Annotated in this window: 11 protein-coding genes and 1 pseudogene; 5 read left to right on the forward strand and 7 right to left on the reverse strand. The window is 56.0% G+C overall.

Annotated features, from left to right (window positions below):
* Nucleotides 1-117: 117 nt before the first annotated feature.
* Nucleotides 118-426 (reverse strand): annotated as a pseudogene (locus tag IM314_RS02375) (AAA family ATPase); the annotation flags it as partial.
* A 417-nt stretch (nt 427-843) separates the two neighbouring features.
* Between IM314_RS02375 and ansP the strand changes: the two are divergent.
* Nucleotides 844-2340 carry an L-asparagine permease gene (ansP, locus tag IM314_RS02380; RefSeq protein ID WP_028013287.1) on the forward strand — a complete coding sequence of 499 codons (1497 nt, stop codon included), beginning with the start codon at nt 844-846 and terminating at the stop codon, nt 2338-2340.
* 51 nt (nt 2341-2391) lie between these two features.
* Here the strand turns inward: ansP and IM314_RS02385 are convergent, their stop codons facing one another.
* On the reverse strand, nt 2392-3453 hold the full coding sequence (locus IM314_RS02385) for a YncE family protein (RefSeq protein ID WP_193358191.1): 1062 nt from the start codon (nt 3451-3453) through the stop codon (nt 2392-2394).
* A 243-nt stretch (nt 3454-3696) separates the two neighbouring features.
* Here IM314_RS02385 and pqqU point away from each other — a divergent pair, with 243 nt between their 5' ends.
* Nucleotides 3697-5811 (forward strand): TonB-dependent receptor PqqU, encoded by a 2115-nt coding sequence (gene pqqU, locus IM314_RS02390; RefSeq protein WP_193358190.1) that lies wholly within the window; start codon nt 3697-3699, stop codon nt 5809-5811.
* Nucleotides 5812-5930: 119 nt separating this feature from the next.
* Here the strand turns inward: pqqU and IM314_RS02395 are convergent, their stop codons facing one another.
* The 3 genes from IM314_RS02395 to IM314_RS02405 all read right to left on the reverse strand — a co-directional run bounded on the left by IM314_RS02395 (nt 5931) and on the right by IM314_RS02405 (nt 8534).
* Nucleotides 5931-6599: a GntR family transcriptional regulator gene (locus tag IM314_RS02395; RefSeq protein WP_045630489.1), complete on the reverse strand. Its 669-nt coding sequence runs from the start codon at nt 6597-6599 to the stop codon at nt 5931-5933.
* 253 nt (nt 6600-6852) lie between these two features.
* Nucleotides 6853-7893: an NADP-dependent oxidoreductase gene (locus tag IM314_RS02400; RefSeq protein WP_193358189.1), complete on the reverse strand. Its 1041-nt coding sequence runs from the start codon at nt 7891-7893 to the stop codon at nt 6853-6855.
* 65 nt (nt 7894-7958) lie between these two features.
* On the reverse strand, nt 7959-8534 hold the full coding sequence (locus IM314_RS02405) for a helix-turn-helix domain-containing protein (RefSeq protein ID WP_021240241.1): 576 nt from the start codon (nt 8532-8534) through the stop codon (nt 7959-7961).
* Between the two features lie 148 nt (nt 8535-8682).
* On the opposite strand from IM314_RS02405, the gene IM314_RS02410 reads away from it, so the two are divergent.
* Together IM314_RS02410 and IM314_RS02415 are read left to right on the forward strand one after the other, a co-directional pair.
* A complete protein-coding gene (locus IM314_RS02410) occupies nt 8683-9201 on the forward strand; it encodes a GNAT family N-acetyltransferase (protein WP_028018868.1) in 519 nt (172 codons plus the stop codon).
* Nucleotides 9198-9647: a DMT family transporter gene (locus tag IM314_RS02415; protein ID WP_047365031.1), complete on the forward strand. Its 450-nt coding sequence runs from the start codon at nt 9198-9200 to the stop codon at nt 9645-9647. Before IM314_RS02410 ends, IM314_RS02415 begins: the two co-directional genes overlap by 4 nt.
* A 3-nt stretch (nt 9648-9650) precedes the next feature.
* Here the strand turns inward: IM314_RS02415 and IM314_RS02420 are convergent, their stop codons facing one another.
* Both IM314_RS02420 and IM314_RS02425 read right to left on the reverse strand, forming a co-directional pair.
* Complete coding sequence (locus IM314_RS02420) at nt 9651-9884, reverse strand: YdcY family protein (protein WP_008501298.1); 234 nt, start codon at nt 9882-9884, stop codon at nt 9651-9653.
* A gap of 100 nt (nt 9885-9984) precedes the next feature.
* Nucleotides 9985-11583, reverse strand: coding sequence for an ABC transporter substrate-binding protein (locus tag IM314_RS02425; protein ID WP_163332265.1), 1599 nt, complete (start codon nt 11581-11583; stop codon nt 9985-9987).
* 283 nt (nt 11584-11866) lie between these two features.
* Here IM314_RS02425 and IM314_RS02430 point away from each other — a divergent pair, with 283 nt between their 5' ends.
* The gene (locus IM314_RS02430) at nt 11867-13207 is read left to right on the forward strand and encodes an SrfA family protein (protein ID WP_063154232.1); all 1341 of its coding nucleotides are present in this window, start codon (nt 11867-11869) and stop codon (nt 13205-13207) included.
* Nucleotides 13208-13210: the final 3 nt, after the last annotated feature.

A 13210-nucleotide genomic window follows, 5' to 3' on the forward strand; every position in this document is an offset into this window, starting at 1 on the left:
CGTTTGACTTAACATGTCGACATTATTAAAGGCGTATTTCACCACTGAGAAACAATTAATTTACATTTGGTTTGCCGGAAATCAGAAAAGCATAGCCCTGCTAACGGTGTGATTTTAGCGTTGAAATGAGCGCGTGACCGCCTGCCGGAGCGTGCGGGTGAACCCGCAATCGACCCACACGACCATATCCACATCACGCCACTTCACCGGGCGCGTGCGGTTGTAGTTACCGTCGAGCACCCAGCCAGGCGTGGCGTCCAGGGTATTCGCCAGCGTTGCAAGTAATTCCTCATCGGGCGTTCCCTGCCAGTCGGGCCGCCAGTAAAGCCTGTCCATCTCAATGTAGGGAAGCGCCAGTTCCGCCGCGATGCGTCGGGCAAGCGTACTTTTTCCGCTCCCGCTGGTACCAACAATATTGATTTTCACCGTTCCGCCTGGACATGCTGAAGAAAACGGATTGCATCATAGCGTTTTAGTTTTGTTAATGAAACGCCAGGGAAGCGCAGCAGCCTGACACCCTCCCCCTCTGCAATTATTAAGATATTCTGATGATTAAAGCAGCACTTCAATAATTGTTTTGACTAAAAAACCACCACGATTCAGCGCGTTGTAAACCTTGTCTGCTCTGACCACACGATTTCCTTCGACCTGCATCACTTTCGGCACGGTTATATTTTGCGTCGCTTATCAATTGCAGGTAGGATGCCTCGCCATGTTTCGCCTTATCCATACGCAGAATGACTGGGAAGGCGGCATGTGTTTGCGCAGAAGCAATCGTTTGTATTGCGCTCTGCCAGGCAGGACTATCACGATAATGGTTCAGACAGGCAAACAGGTAACTCAATGAAAACAAGCAATAAAAGCGCAGCCGATCATCACGCTGCGAAACGTCGCTGGTTGAACTCCCACGAAGAGGGCTACCACAAAGCGATGGGCAACCGTCAGGTTCAAATGATCGCCATCGGCGGCGCTATCGGAACGGGTCTGTTTTTAGGTGCTGGCGCGCGTCTGCAGATGGCGGGCCCGGCTCTCGCCCTGGTCTATCTGGTGTGCGGGATCTTCTCTTTCTTCATTCTTCGCGCGCTGGGTGAACTGGTACTGCATCGCCCTTCCAGCGGAAGCTTTGTCTCTTACGCCCGAGAATTCCTCGGTGAAAAAGCCGCCTACGTGGCAGGCTGGATGTACTTCGTCAACTGGGCGATGACCGGTATCGTCGATATCACCGCCGTTGCGCTGTATATGCACTACTGGGGCGCGTTCGGTGATGTGCCGCAGTGGGTCTTTGCCCTTGGCGCGCTGGCAATCGTCGGCACCATGAACATGATCGGCGTGAAGTGGTTCGCCGAGATGGAGTTCTGGTTTGCGCTGGTCAAAGTGCTCGCCATTGTGATTTTCCTGGTGGTCGGTACCGTCTTCCTCGGCAGCGGCAAGCCGCTCGATGGCAATGCTACCGGCTTCCACCTGATAACCGATAACGGCGGTTTCTTCCCGCACGGTCTGCTGCCTGCGCTGGTTCTGGTGCAGGGCGTGGTCTTTGCCTTTGCCTCTATTGAGCTGGTCGGTACCGCTGCGGGCGAATGTAAAGACCCACAAACGATGGTGCCAAAAGCCATTAACAGCGTGATCTGGCGTATCGGTCTGTTCTACGTCGGCTCCGTGGTGCTGCTGGTTCTGTTGCTGCCGTGGAACGCCTATCAGGCCGGCCAGAGCCCGTTCGTCACCTTCTTCTCGAAGCTCGGCGTGCCTTACGTGGGCAGCATCATGAACATCGTGGTGCTGACGGCGGCGCTCTCCAGCCTGAACTCCGGTCTTTACTCTACCGGGCGTATCCTGCGCTCCATGTCGATGGGCGGTTCAGCGCCGAAGTTCATGTCGAAGATGAGCAAGCAGCACGTGCCTTACGCGGGCATTCTGGCCACGCTGGTGGTGTATGTCTTCGGCGTATTCCTGAACTATCTGGTGCCGTCTCAGGTCTTTGAGATCGTTCTGAACGTGGCCGCACTCGGCATTATCGCTTCCTGGGCCTTTATCGTGGTCTGCCAGATGCGTCTGCGTAAAGCCATTAAAGAAGGCAAAGCCGCAGATATCAGCTTCAAGCTGCCGGGCGCGCCGGTGACCTCCTGGCTCACCCTGCTCTTCCTGTTCAGCGTGCTGGTGCTGATGGCGTTCGACTACCCGAACGGCACCTATACCATCGCCACCATCCCGCTGCTGGCCGTGCTGCTGATCGCTGGCTGGTTCGGCGTGCGTAAGCGCGTTCACGAAATTCACAGCACCGCGCCGGTTCATCCAGACGATGAAAAACACGACGCGCCGCTGGTGGAAGAGACCTCGCGTTAAGCATCACACAGGCATTAAAAAGGGAAGGCATATGCCTTCCCTTTTTTTATATTACAGCGCGATACGAATCACATCGTCAGGCTGGGTCGCTTCCTGCTGGCGGGTAGATTTCTGCTTCACCGTCACGTAAAGCGTTTTGCCATCCGCAGAGAGCGCCAGGCTGTTCGGGTAGACCGGCGTATCGAACGTTTTCGTCACTTTGTAGGTCTTCGCGTCAATCACGCTCACCTTGCCGGCCTCACGGTGCGTCACGTAGGCTTCATTGCGAACCGGGTTAAACAGAACGGCCAGGGATTCAGGCGCGGCGATTTTCTCGATCACGCTGCCGTCTTTCAGGCTCACCGCCAGCACTTCCGGCTGTTTTGAATCGGTCAGGAACGCGCGCTGACCGGCGGAGTCCAGGCTCAGGTTCAGATAGAAGTGCTCTTTTCCGTCGTCCTGCACTTTTTTGCGGCTCAGGATTTTGTTGGTGGCGGTATCAATGGTGACCAGCTCACCGTCTGCATTGGTGGTGTACAGGCGTTTCGCCTTTGCATCCAGCGCCAGACCGGTACTGTATGTGCCAGTGTTGGCAATGGTCTCTTTCAGCTTCAGCGTTGCGCCATCCACGACCCAAATCACGCTCTCTTTGCCGACACCGGTGATGTAAATCGTGTTGCTCGCGTCATCCGCCACCAGCTGGCGCGGCTGCAGCGGCTTGACGGTTTCACTGCGCTGGCGGCTATCAAGCACCAGTCGCCCTTTCACGTCGCCCGTTTTTGCATCAATGGCCGTCACTGCGCCGTTGATCGTATTACCCAGCCACAGGGTTTGCGTCGCGCCGTCGAGGGTGGCGCCAAACGGTTTGAGATCGCTATGAATGGCCTGCGTCACCTCCAGCGTAGCAGGATCGAGGCGATAGATAACGCCACCCTTGTCGAGTTTACGGCTTTGCGACGTCGCAACCCACAGGGCGTTCTCCTGCTGGCTGACCGCCATTTCATAGGCACCTTTACCCACCGCTTTACGCAGCATCTCTTCGGCGGCATGCGCATGGAAGGTTCCGGCAAACAGTAAAGCGGCAGACAGCAGAGACGTACTCAGGCGTGGCGAGCACAGATGGCGTAAAGACATAACAATTCCTTTTTTGAAAATTGGGGGTACTGCTGACATCGCTTCCGGCTGGCAACGTCATGGCATTGCCGTTTTGATAATGAGAATAGTAATCATTAATAAGTTAAAAGTGGAGTTTTTCTTTTCCCTGGTGCCTTTCATTAACGCAATGTGCGGTTATAGTTTTCAAAACATTTACAAAACCTTTAACATGTATGGACATGTTCCATTTGGTTCGTTTATACATCACAACCGGTTTTACTCATGAAAATCATATCTGCCCGTAAGGCATCTCTCCCGCTGCTGCTGGTTCCCGTTGTTTTTGCGCCTCTAAGCGCGATGAGCGCAGAGGAACAGACCATGATCGTCAGCGCCACGCCGCAAACCGTATCAGAGCTTGATACTCCGGCGGCGGTCAGCGTCGTGAATGGCGAGGATATGCGCCACGCCGCGCCGCGCATTAATCTCTCCGAATCGCTTGGCAGCGTTCCGGGACTACAGATTCAGAACCGTCAGAACTATGCTCAGGATCTCCAGCTTTCGATGCGCGGGTTTGGTGCCCGCTCAACGTTTGGCGTGCGCGGCATTCGCATGTACGTCGATGGTATTCCAGCCACCATGCCGGACGGACAGGGCCAGACCTCCAACATCGATCTCACCAGCATTGACAGCGTTGAGGTTCTGCGCGGTCCCTTCTCCGCCCTGTATGGCAACGCCTCTGGCGGCGTGATTAACATCAATACACAAACCGGGCAGCAGCCGCCGACCATCGAGGCAAGCAGCTATTACGGCAGTTACGGGACATGGCGCTACGGCATGAAAGCCACCGGCGCAATGGGCGATGGCACCCATGCCGGGGACGTGGATTACACCGTATCCACCACCCGCTTCACCACTAAAGGCTACCGCGACCACAGCGGCGCGCGGAAGAATCTCGCTAATGCCAAACTGGGCGTACGCATTGACGATGCCAGCAAGCTGACGCTGATTTTTAACAGCGTGGACATGAAAGCAAACGATCCGGGCGGGCTGAGCTATCAGGAGTGGCAGAATAACCCGCGTCAGTCCCCGCGCGGCGATCAGTACAACACGCGCAAGACCATCAAGCAGACTCAGGCTGGGCTGCGCTATGACCGCCAGCTTAGCGCTCAGGACGATCTCAGCGTGATGATGTACGCCGGCGAGCGTGAAATGACCCAGTACCAGTCGATTCCCTACCAGCCGCAGCTGAGGCCTTCTCACTCCGGCGGCGTGATCGATATGCAGCGTCATTATCAGGGGGTTGATACCCGCTGGACGCACCGCGGCGAGCTGCTGGTGCCGGTCACCTTCACCACCGGTCTGAACTATGAAAACATGAGTGAAGATCGTCGCGGGTACGAGAACTTTGTGATGAACAACGGCGTGCCGGATTACGGCGTGAAGGGTGATAAACGCCGGAACGAACGTAACCTGATGTGGAACGTCGACCCTTACCTGCAGACCAGCTGGCAGCTGACGCAGAAACTGTCCGTGGATGCGGGCGTGCGTTATAGCTCGGTCTGGTTTGATTCTAACGACCATTACGTTACGCCGGGCAACGGCGACGACAGCGGTGACGCGAGCTATCACAAGTGGCTCCCGGCGGGCTCCGTGAAGTATGCGGTGACGGACGCGTGGAACCTCTACGCTGCCGCAGGGCGTGGGTTCGAAACGCCAACCATCAACGAGCTTTCGTATCGCGCCGATAACCAGGGCGGCCTGAATATCGGCCTGCAGCCTTCCACGAACAACACGTATGAGGTGGGCAGCAAAACCCGCATTGGCAATGGCCTGCTGACGGCAGCGCTGTTCCGCACCGATACGGATGACGAGATCGTGGTGGATACCAGCTCTGGTGGCCGCACAAGCTATAAAAATGCCGGAAAGACCCGCCGTCAGGGAGTCGAAGTGTCTCTCGATCAGCAGTTTGCTGAGAACTGGAAGCTGAAAATGGCGTGGACCTACCTTGATGCCACCTACCGGACCAACGTCTGCGGCGACGCGGACTGTAACGGCAACCGTATGCCGGGCATTGCCCGCAACATGGGCTATGCGTCGTTTGGTTGGCAGCCTGAAGAAGGCTGGTACGCGGGCTCGGACGTGCGCTACATGAGCGATATCATGGCCGACGACGAGAACACGGCGAAAGCGCCATCGTACACGGTGGTCGGGCTGAATACCGGGTATAAATTCAACTACGGCAACTGGGGGATGGACGTCTTTGGCCGCGTAGATAACCTGTTCGACAAAGAGTACGTTGGCTCGGTTATTGTCAACGAATCCAACGGGCGTTATTACGAGCCAGCGCCTGGCCGTAACTACGGTGTGGGTCTGTCGGTGTCTTATCGATTCGAGTAACAAATAAGTAAAGTTTATTTTATACCGAAAATAACGCTCCTGATGGCATAATGCCATCAGGAGTTATTCACCAGATAAATAATTAAACGCGGTATATAGTCGCTCTGTTAAATTATCTCTCAGTTAAAATATTGTCGCTGTAAAAGCGTATTCGCTTCATCAATCGATTTTTCTATCGCCTTCTGGCTGGCGTCAACATCCCGGCGTTCCAGGGCTGAAAGCAGTTCGTCATAGTGATACGTCGCTTCCTTAATGTCATTAAGCTCCTGGTGTAGATAGTTAATGCAAGGCCCGATGCGCACCCAAAGCTGTTCAATTAATGCATTCAGCGTGGGCATTTCCGCGTACTGATAAAGCGTAAAGCGGAAGATGCGATTTGCGTGCAATGCCTGCTGAACGTTCCCGTTGCGCATGGCCTCATGAAAGGCCTCCGACAAATTGCGCAACGTCTCCAGCTTGCTATCAGACATGTTCTGGCATGCTGCGGCGACTGCCATGGGCTCAAGCTGTTTTCTGATGGCGTTAATCTCGTTATAACGCTCCAGCGTCACCTCAGGGACCAGAAATGCCTGCGCTGGGGTGGCGTGTAGCGCGCCTGAGGAGACCAGGCGCAGCAGCGCTTCGCGGACCGGCGTAATACTGGTGCCTAATTTATCAGCAATCTCTTTCGTAATCAGTCGTGCTCCTGGTTTGAGAGAGCCTGTAATTAACGCTCCTTTCAAACTGTGTTCAACCTGCATGGTAAGGCTAACCCTTTGGGCTTTTTCTAAGTGATCCAAATCAAGCATGTGTAATTCCTGTAGCTAAAACTTAATGCTATTTTTAAACGCCAGTTTTAATAAAACGGCGCCGGTACGATATATCCTGTATCGTCATGCCTGGTGGTGGGAAGTACAAAAACAGCAAAAAAAGCAAACGTCATTTTTTTATCGTTTTCGGGCTCATCGGGGATGATGGCGCGAAAAGTCATGTCCAGTAATTAAAGACAATATATCGTATCTTCACAAATAAATATGGCGGGAAACCCCGCCATATTGCGCTTTATTTATTGTCACTCGCGACGCGAATCACGACTTTGCCGAAGTTTCGTCCTTCCAGCAGGCCAATCAGCGCTTCGGGGGCGTTTTCCAGCCCGTCCGTCACCTGTTCGCGATAGTGGATTTTTCCCTCCTGCACCCAGCGCCCCATCTCTTCCTGGAACTCATGGATGCGGTGTCCATAGTCCTGACCGATGATAAAGCCCTGCATCCGAATGCGTTTCTTGAGGAGGGTCGCCATCAGAAGCGGCAGGCGGTCCGGCCCGTCAGGCAAGCCCGTCGCGTTGTAGCCGCTCACCAGACCACACACCGGCACGCGCGCGGAGGTGTTCAGCAGGGGCAGCACGGCGTCAAACACTTTCCCGCCGACGTTTTCATAGTAGACATCAATGCCGTTCGGGCAGGCCTGCCTGAGCTGGTCGGCAAAATCCGCGGCGTGGTGATCCAGGCACAGGTCAAACCCGAGAACCTCAACGGCATGGCGGCATTTCTCTGCGCCACCGGCGACGCCGACCACCCGGCAACCTTTGATTTTGCCGATCTGCCCAACCGTCGCGCCAACCGGGCCGGTCGCCGCAGCCACCACCAGCGTTTCACCCGCTTTCGGTTGCCCGATATCCAGCAGCCCCATATAGGCGGTAAAGCCCGGCATACCCAGTACGCCCAGCGACCAGGAAGAATGAGACGGATTGTCGCCCAGCTTCACCAGGCCGCTGCCGTCCGAAAGTTCATACTCCTGCCAGCCGCTGTAGCCCAGCACCCATTCACCGGCTTTGAAGTCGGGATGGTTTGACTGCTCAACGCGGCTAACCGTTCCCCCCACCATCACCGCACCGAGCTCAACCGGCGGTGAATAAGATGGCGCGTCGCTCATGCGACCCCGCATATAAGGATCCAGCGACAGCCAGACGGTACGAAGCAAAAGCTGCCCCGCAACCGGTTCCGGAACAGGCTGCGTTTCCAGACGAAAATTTTCCGCGACCGGTGCGCCCTGTGGACGAGAGGCCAGCACCCAGCGGCGGTTATGCGAAACAGAGTGATTCATCAGGATCTCCTTCTGGTACAAATGTCATTACAGCCTGGCTCACGTTCAGCGTTATCGCATTAGCATTACGAGCCAGACTGGTTGAGGCGTACAACCAGATAGATGCAGGTTTCATTCGTCTCGTTGATGAACCGGCAGTCATTAGGCGGCCCCAGCTCAAGACAGTCTCCGGCGCGCATCTCGTGGCGCGTATCGCCCTCCTGAAACACCAGTTCACCGGACTGCAGCCAGATAAGCTGACGCGCCAGCGCGTAAGAAGAGGCCGGCATCGGAACATCGCTGCCCGCAGGCAGTTCAACCTGAACAAGGTCGATGGGCAGATCGGTACGGGGGGAAACATGGCGGCGGAGGTAATGCGTCTGCGGGTCGCGCCAGACGGGCTGGTTTGCCAGGCGCAGCAGCTTGCCCTCCTGCATTTCGGCCCGGGCAATCAGCGTTGACATGCTGATGCCAAACGCGCCCGACAGGCGGGCAAGCAAGGTGGCGGTCGGGCTACTGTCCCCGCGCTCGATTTTATGGATCATGGCGCGGGAGACGCCTGCCCGGTCCGCCAGCTCGCTCAGGGACCACCCGCGAGACTCGCGTTCAAGGCGAATTCTTGCGCTAATCCGTTGATTCATTGTGTCTGTTATGGTGTTCATGACGTCATACTATAGTGTATGAACGGCATTTCAATGGGCTTTTGATAACAAAAAAATATGGCTTATGCCGTAGCGATCGGGCGATACAGTTGTGTAATATCGTAGCGACAACGTAACACTATAGTGAACAACACACAGAGGCTTCATCATGATCGTTCGTCATGCCTGCAAAGAAGACTGCGCTGCGATAGGCGAGATTTACAACCACGCGGTGCTGCACACTGCCGCGATCTGGAACGATAAAACCGTCGATACCGATAACCGAATCGCCTGGTTTGAGGCGCGCACGCTTGCGGGCTACCCGGTTCTGGTCAGTGAGGAGGACGGCGTAATCACCGGCTACGCCTCTTTCGGCGACTGGCGCGCCTTTGACGGCTTCCGTCATACGGTTGAGCACTCGGTCTACGTCCACCCGGATCATCAGGGCAAGGGGATTGGCCGCACGCTGATGAAGGCGCTGATTAACGAGGCCCGCGCCATCGGTAAACACGTGATGGTGGCCGGGATTGAAGCGCAAAACCATGCCTCGATTCACCTCCACGAAACGCTCGGCTTTGTGACGACCGGACAAATGCCGCAGGTGGGAACCAAGTTTGGCCGCTGGCTGGACTTAACCTTTATGCAGCTGCAGCTGGACGAGCGCAGCGACCCGGACGCGATCCCATGAATCAGTCACTGACGCTGGCGTTTCTGGTGGCGGCGGGCATTGGTCTGGTGGTGCAAAACACCCTGATGGTGCGTATCACCCAGTCCTCCTCCACCATTCTTATCGCGATGCTGCTGAACTCCCTGGTCGGCATCGTGCTGTTTGTCAGCATTCTGCTGCTGAAACAGGGCGTCGCCGGGTTCAGCGAGCTCGCCGCAACGGTGCGCTGGTGGACGCTTATCCCGGGGCTGCTGGGGTCGTTTTTTGTGTTTGCCAGCATCAGCGGCTATCAGAACGTTGGCGCGGCGACGACCATCGCCGTACTGGTGGCAAGCCAGCTGATTGGCGGGCTGGTGCTTGACGTGCTGAGGAGCAATGGCATTCCGCTGCGCGCCCTGATCGGCCCGGTGTGCGGCGCGGTGATGCTGGTGGTCGGGGCCTGGCTGGTGGCGCGACGCCAGTTTTGATGGTTACAGTATGGTGCCGCCTTTCGTCAGCTGTTCCTCACGCGCGTCCATCTCCTCTTTATGCTGCTTACCGTGGTGAGAAATCGCGGTGCGCAGACGCTGCTGCTGAGTGTAGCGATCTTCACGGCTCAGCTCCGCATCATCGCTTAATTCGATCAGCAGTTCGTTCATGTGGGTAATCACGCTCTCTTCGATGGCGGCATCGACGCGGGCGATAACTTCGTTTAAATGTGACATTGTCACTCCTCGTTATGTGCCCGGTGGCGCTACGCTTACCGGGCCTACAGGTGCCAAATGTAGGCCCGGTAAGGCGGAGCCGCCACCCGGCTAAAAAGGCTTAGTTCAGCTTCGCTTTTGAGAAATCGCTGCCCATCAGGCTTACGCTGTACCCGGTCACGTTGCTGCGGGTCGCGTAGAACGTTTTCCCGTTTGCGAGCGCAATCCACGGCGCCTGCTGATAGAAAATCTCCTGCGCCTGGCCATAGAGCTTCGCGCGCTCGGCCGGGCTGCTGGTCAGCTTCGCTTTTTGCACCAGAGCATCATAACCCTTATCGCACCAGCGCGCGGCGTTTGACCCGGTTTTAATGCTGTTGCAGCCCAGCAGCACATCGGCGAAGTTGTCCGGGTCACCGTTATCGGACATCCAGCCGAACAGCGCGGAGTCGTGCTCGCCTTTGCGCATCCCGGAGAGGTATTCGCCCCACTCGTAAGAGACGATTTTGGCCTTCACGCCGACTTTCGCCCAGTCGCTCTGGATCATCTCCGCGATACGACGCGAGTTAGGGTTATACGGACGCTGAACCGGCATTGACCACAGCGTGACTTCTGCGCCCTTCTCCAGTCCGGCCTGCTTCAGCAGCGCTTTTGCTTTATCAGGATCGTAGCTGTAGTCCTGCAGATCTTTATTAAAGCCCAGCATATTTGGCGGGATCGGCGATTTTGCCACCGTACCGGAGCCCATAAAGACCGCATTAACGATAGCCTTCTTGTCGGTCGCGTAGTTCAGCGCTTGACGCACCAGCACGTTATCGAACGGCTTTTTCTCGGTGTTAAACGCCAGATAGCCGACGTTCAGCGCATCGACAGAGTGCAGCGTCAGGTCTTTGTTCTTTTTAATCACGTCAAACTGAACCGGAGACGGCGCAGGAATAATCTGACACTCGTTGGTCTGTAATTTCGCCAGGCGGGTTTCCACGTTTGGCGTGATCGAGAAGATAAGATGTTTGGTCGGCACCTCGCCATCCCAGTAGTTCGGATTAGCGACGTAGCGGATCAGCGAGTCCACCTTGTACTGCTGGAGCACATAGGGCCCGGTGCCGATCGGCCAGGTATCTACGTTCTCAGGCGTGCCTTTTTTCAGCATCACATCGGCGTATTCGGCGGAAAGGATCGACGCGAAATCCATTCCCCAGTCGGCCAGGAACGCGGCGTTGGGTTCACTCAGGGTGAACTGGACGTGATAATCGTCGACCTTTTTAACGTCCTGAATCAGCTTATCGAGCCCGACATCGTTGAAGTATTCGTAGTTGCCCTGGGACACATTATGGTACGGGTGTTTAGGGTCTTTCTGACGCATCACCGAGAAAATAACGTCATCGGCGTTAAAGTCGCGCGTCGGCTTGAAGTATTTGTTGCTGTTGAACTTCACCCCTTTGCGCAGGGTAAAGGTATAGGTCTTGCCGTCCGGTGAAATCGTCCAGGATTCCGCCAGTGACGGTACCGGGGTATTTTTCACCGGGTCGAAATTGATCAGGCGGTTGTACAGAACCTGAGAGCTGGCCACGAACGACGGGCCGGAGCTGGCGATTTGCGGGTTGAACGACTCTGGCGATGCCTCGGAGCAGTAAATAAGGGTGTCGTTGTTTGCCGCCCATGCGGCACCGGCTGGTAAAAGAGCGCTCAGCGCAAGGGCGAGCAGCGTTTTCCCTGTAGACATAGTTATAACCCTGACAGTTTTATTATATAGGTCAGTAATAACAGCACAGCCCTTATCACCTGGCAAATAACGAAACACTATCAGGTTATTCTAAAGCCGCGTTTTTTGCCGGTTTTGCCGCCAGTGCAAAAATAGGTGATTTGCCTTAAGTGACGTTATTCGTCAAGCACAACCGTCACGATCTATGCCGCAAGAAATCGGCGCTTTTAGCGTCTCTTCCTCCGTTTGTTTGCTTCCTCGTTTCGTTAAAGTAACGGTGTGAAGAAGTATATGGGATCAAATCGTGGCAAAAACTCTTTTACGCAGCGGTAATCTGGATGATTTTCAGGCCGTTGGCGGCGGCGGACAGGCCGTTTTTGAATCAGCGTTACAAATCCGGGAAGCGCTTCGATTGCGCAAACAGCAGGCCATAGTGGACTGTCTGGCTATTCCTCAGGTCAACGACAGCGGCGACCGCGTGGACTGGTATTCCCCCGTTGAGGGAAGCGTCACCAGCTGGAAGGCGGCCAGTGAAGACGATCGCTATCGCGCCCTGCGCTATCTGGAAAACACGCTTGCCAGCGTTGAGTCGTTAAGCAAGAAATGCCTCCAGTCGCCCAAAACCGCGCAGCAGCTTTTCGGCTCGCTGCTGTCGAAAGCGTTTCAGTTTCCCGGCGAGAATTTTGTTTTCCTGGTCGCAGGAAAGCCGATTATTTGCTTCTGGGGTTTTGTAAACCTGAACGAAAATGCGCGCGACGATGTCCTCGACTGCCTGCGTGAAGCGTTGATCCCCGAGCCTGCCCCCGTTGTGATTGAAGAGCCCGAGCCAGAACCCGCGCCCGAACCGGCCATCACCTTTGAAAAAGCAGACGAGCCGCTGATTGCGCCCGTCACCGCCGTGCGTATTACGCCGGAAGAACTGTATGAGCCGGAGCCCGCGCCGGTTGTTGCGCAACCCGCTCAGGAACCTGCGCCTGTTGCCGTCACGAAAAAACGTCGCATTCCCCTGTGGACCCTGCCGGTTGCCGCCGTGATTGTGGCAGCCGTTGCCGCGCCGCTGCTGTGGCCAAAACAGGCCCCTTCGGCAGAGCCCGCTCCGGCACCGGCTCCTGAGCCCGTGGCTATTGCACCGCAGCCGATCAAAGCGGTAGAGCCGCTGGCTATGAATCTCCCCCTGCATCAGGCTGAGGTCGTCGCCAGTAAAGAAAAAGAACCCGCTCCTGCGCCTGAAGCCGCACCAGTGGTAATTGTTCCGATCCCGAAAGATGCCATGGTGATGGAAGCCGGTCAGGTGAAAGCCGGGTCGACGCGCTTCCTGAACGGTACCTGGCGCGCGGTTCTCGACGTGAAAGATCCGGTCACCGGCAAGCCGCCATCAATGCGCTATCAAATCCAGAACAATAAAGGTTTTGCCCGCGTCGTGCACGGCGACAACATTGTCTGCCGCGCGGAGATTTTCTCCGGGCTACACAGCAATGGCGAGCTGATGATTAAAAGTCGCGGCAATGCTCGCTGCACCGACGGTTCCCGCTATCCGATGCCGGAAGTCGCCTGTAAAGCCGGGGCCAGCGATATCGCAGAATGTCGCGCTCGCTACGATGCCAACACCGTCGTCCCACTGACGTTCAAGAAAGCAGGTGCCTGATCC

Source organism: Enterobacter cloacae complex sp. P42RS (assembly GCF_014930595.1).
GTDB classification, from domain to species: domain Bacteria; phylum Pseudomonadota; class Gammaproteobacteria; order Enterobacterales; family Enterobacteriaceae; genus Enterobacter; species Enterobacter bugandensis.

Coding starts and splice junctions, on each gene's coding strand:
- IM314_RS02420 (WP_008501298.1), bottom strand. CDS start 9,884: ATGTCACATTTAAACGAAGTTATCGCCCGCGTCGATGCCGCCATCGAA.
- IM314_RS02395 (WP_045630489.1), bottom strand. CDS start 6,599: ATGCTTGATTTGGATCACTTAGAAAAAGCCCAAAGGGTTAGCCTTACC.
- ansP (WP_028013287.1), top strand. CDS start 844: ATGAAAACAAGCAATAAAAGCGCAGCCGATCATCACGCTGCGAAACGT.
- IM314_RS02415 (WP_047365031.1), top strand. CDS start 9,198: ATGAATCAGTCACTGACGCTGGCGTTTCTGGTGGCGGCGGGCATTGGT.
- IM314_RS02400 (WP_193358189.1), bottom strand. CDS start 7,893: ATGAATCACTCTGTTTCGCATAACCGCCGCTGGGTGCTGGCCTCTCGT.
- IM314_RS02425 (WP_163332265.1), bottom strand. CDS start 11,583: ATGTCTACAGGGAAAACGCTGCTCGCCCTTGCGCTGAGCGCTCTTTTA.
- IM314_RS02385 (WP_193358191.1), bottom strand. CDS start 3,453: ATGTCTTTACGCCATCTGTGCTCGCCACGCCTGAGTACGTCTCTGCTG.
- pqqU (WP_193358190.1), top strand. CDS start 3,697: ATGAAAATCATATCTGCCCGTAAGGCATCTCTCCCGCTGCTGCTGGTT.
- IM314_RS02405 (WP_021240241.1), bottom strand. CDS start 8,534: ATGAACACCATAACAGACACAATGAATCAACGGATTAGCGCAAGAATT.
- IM314_RS02410 (WP_028018868.1), top strand. CDS start 8,683: ATGATCGTTCGTCATGCCTGCAAAGAAGACTGCGCTGCGATAGGCGAG.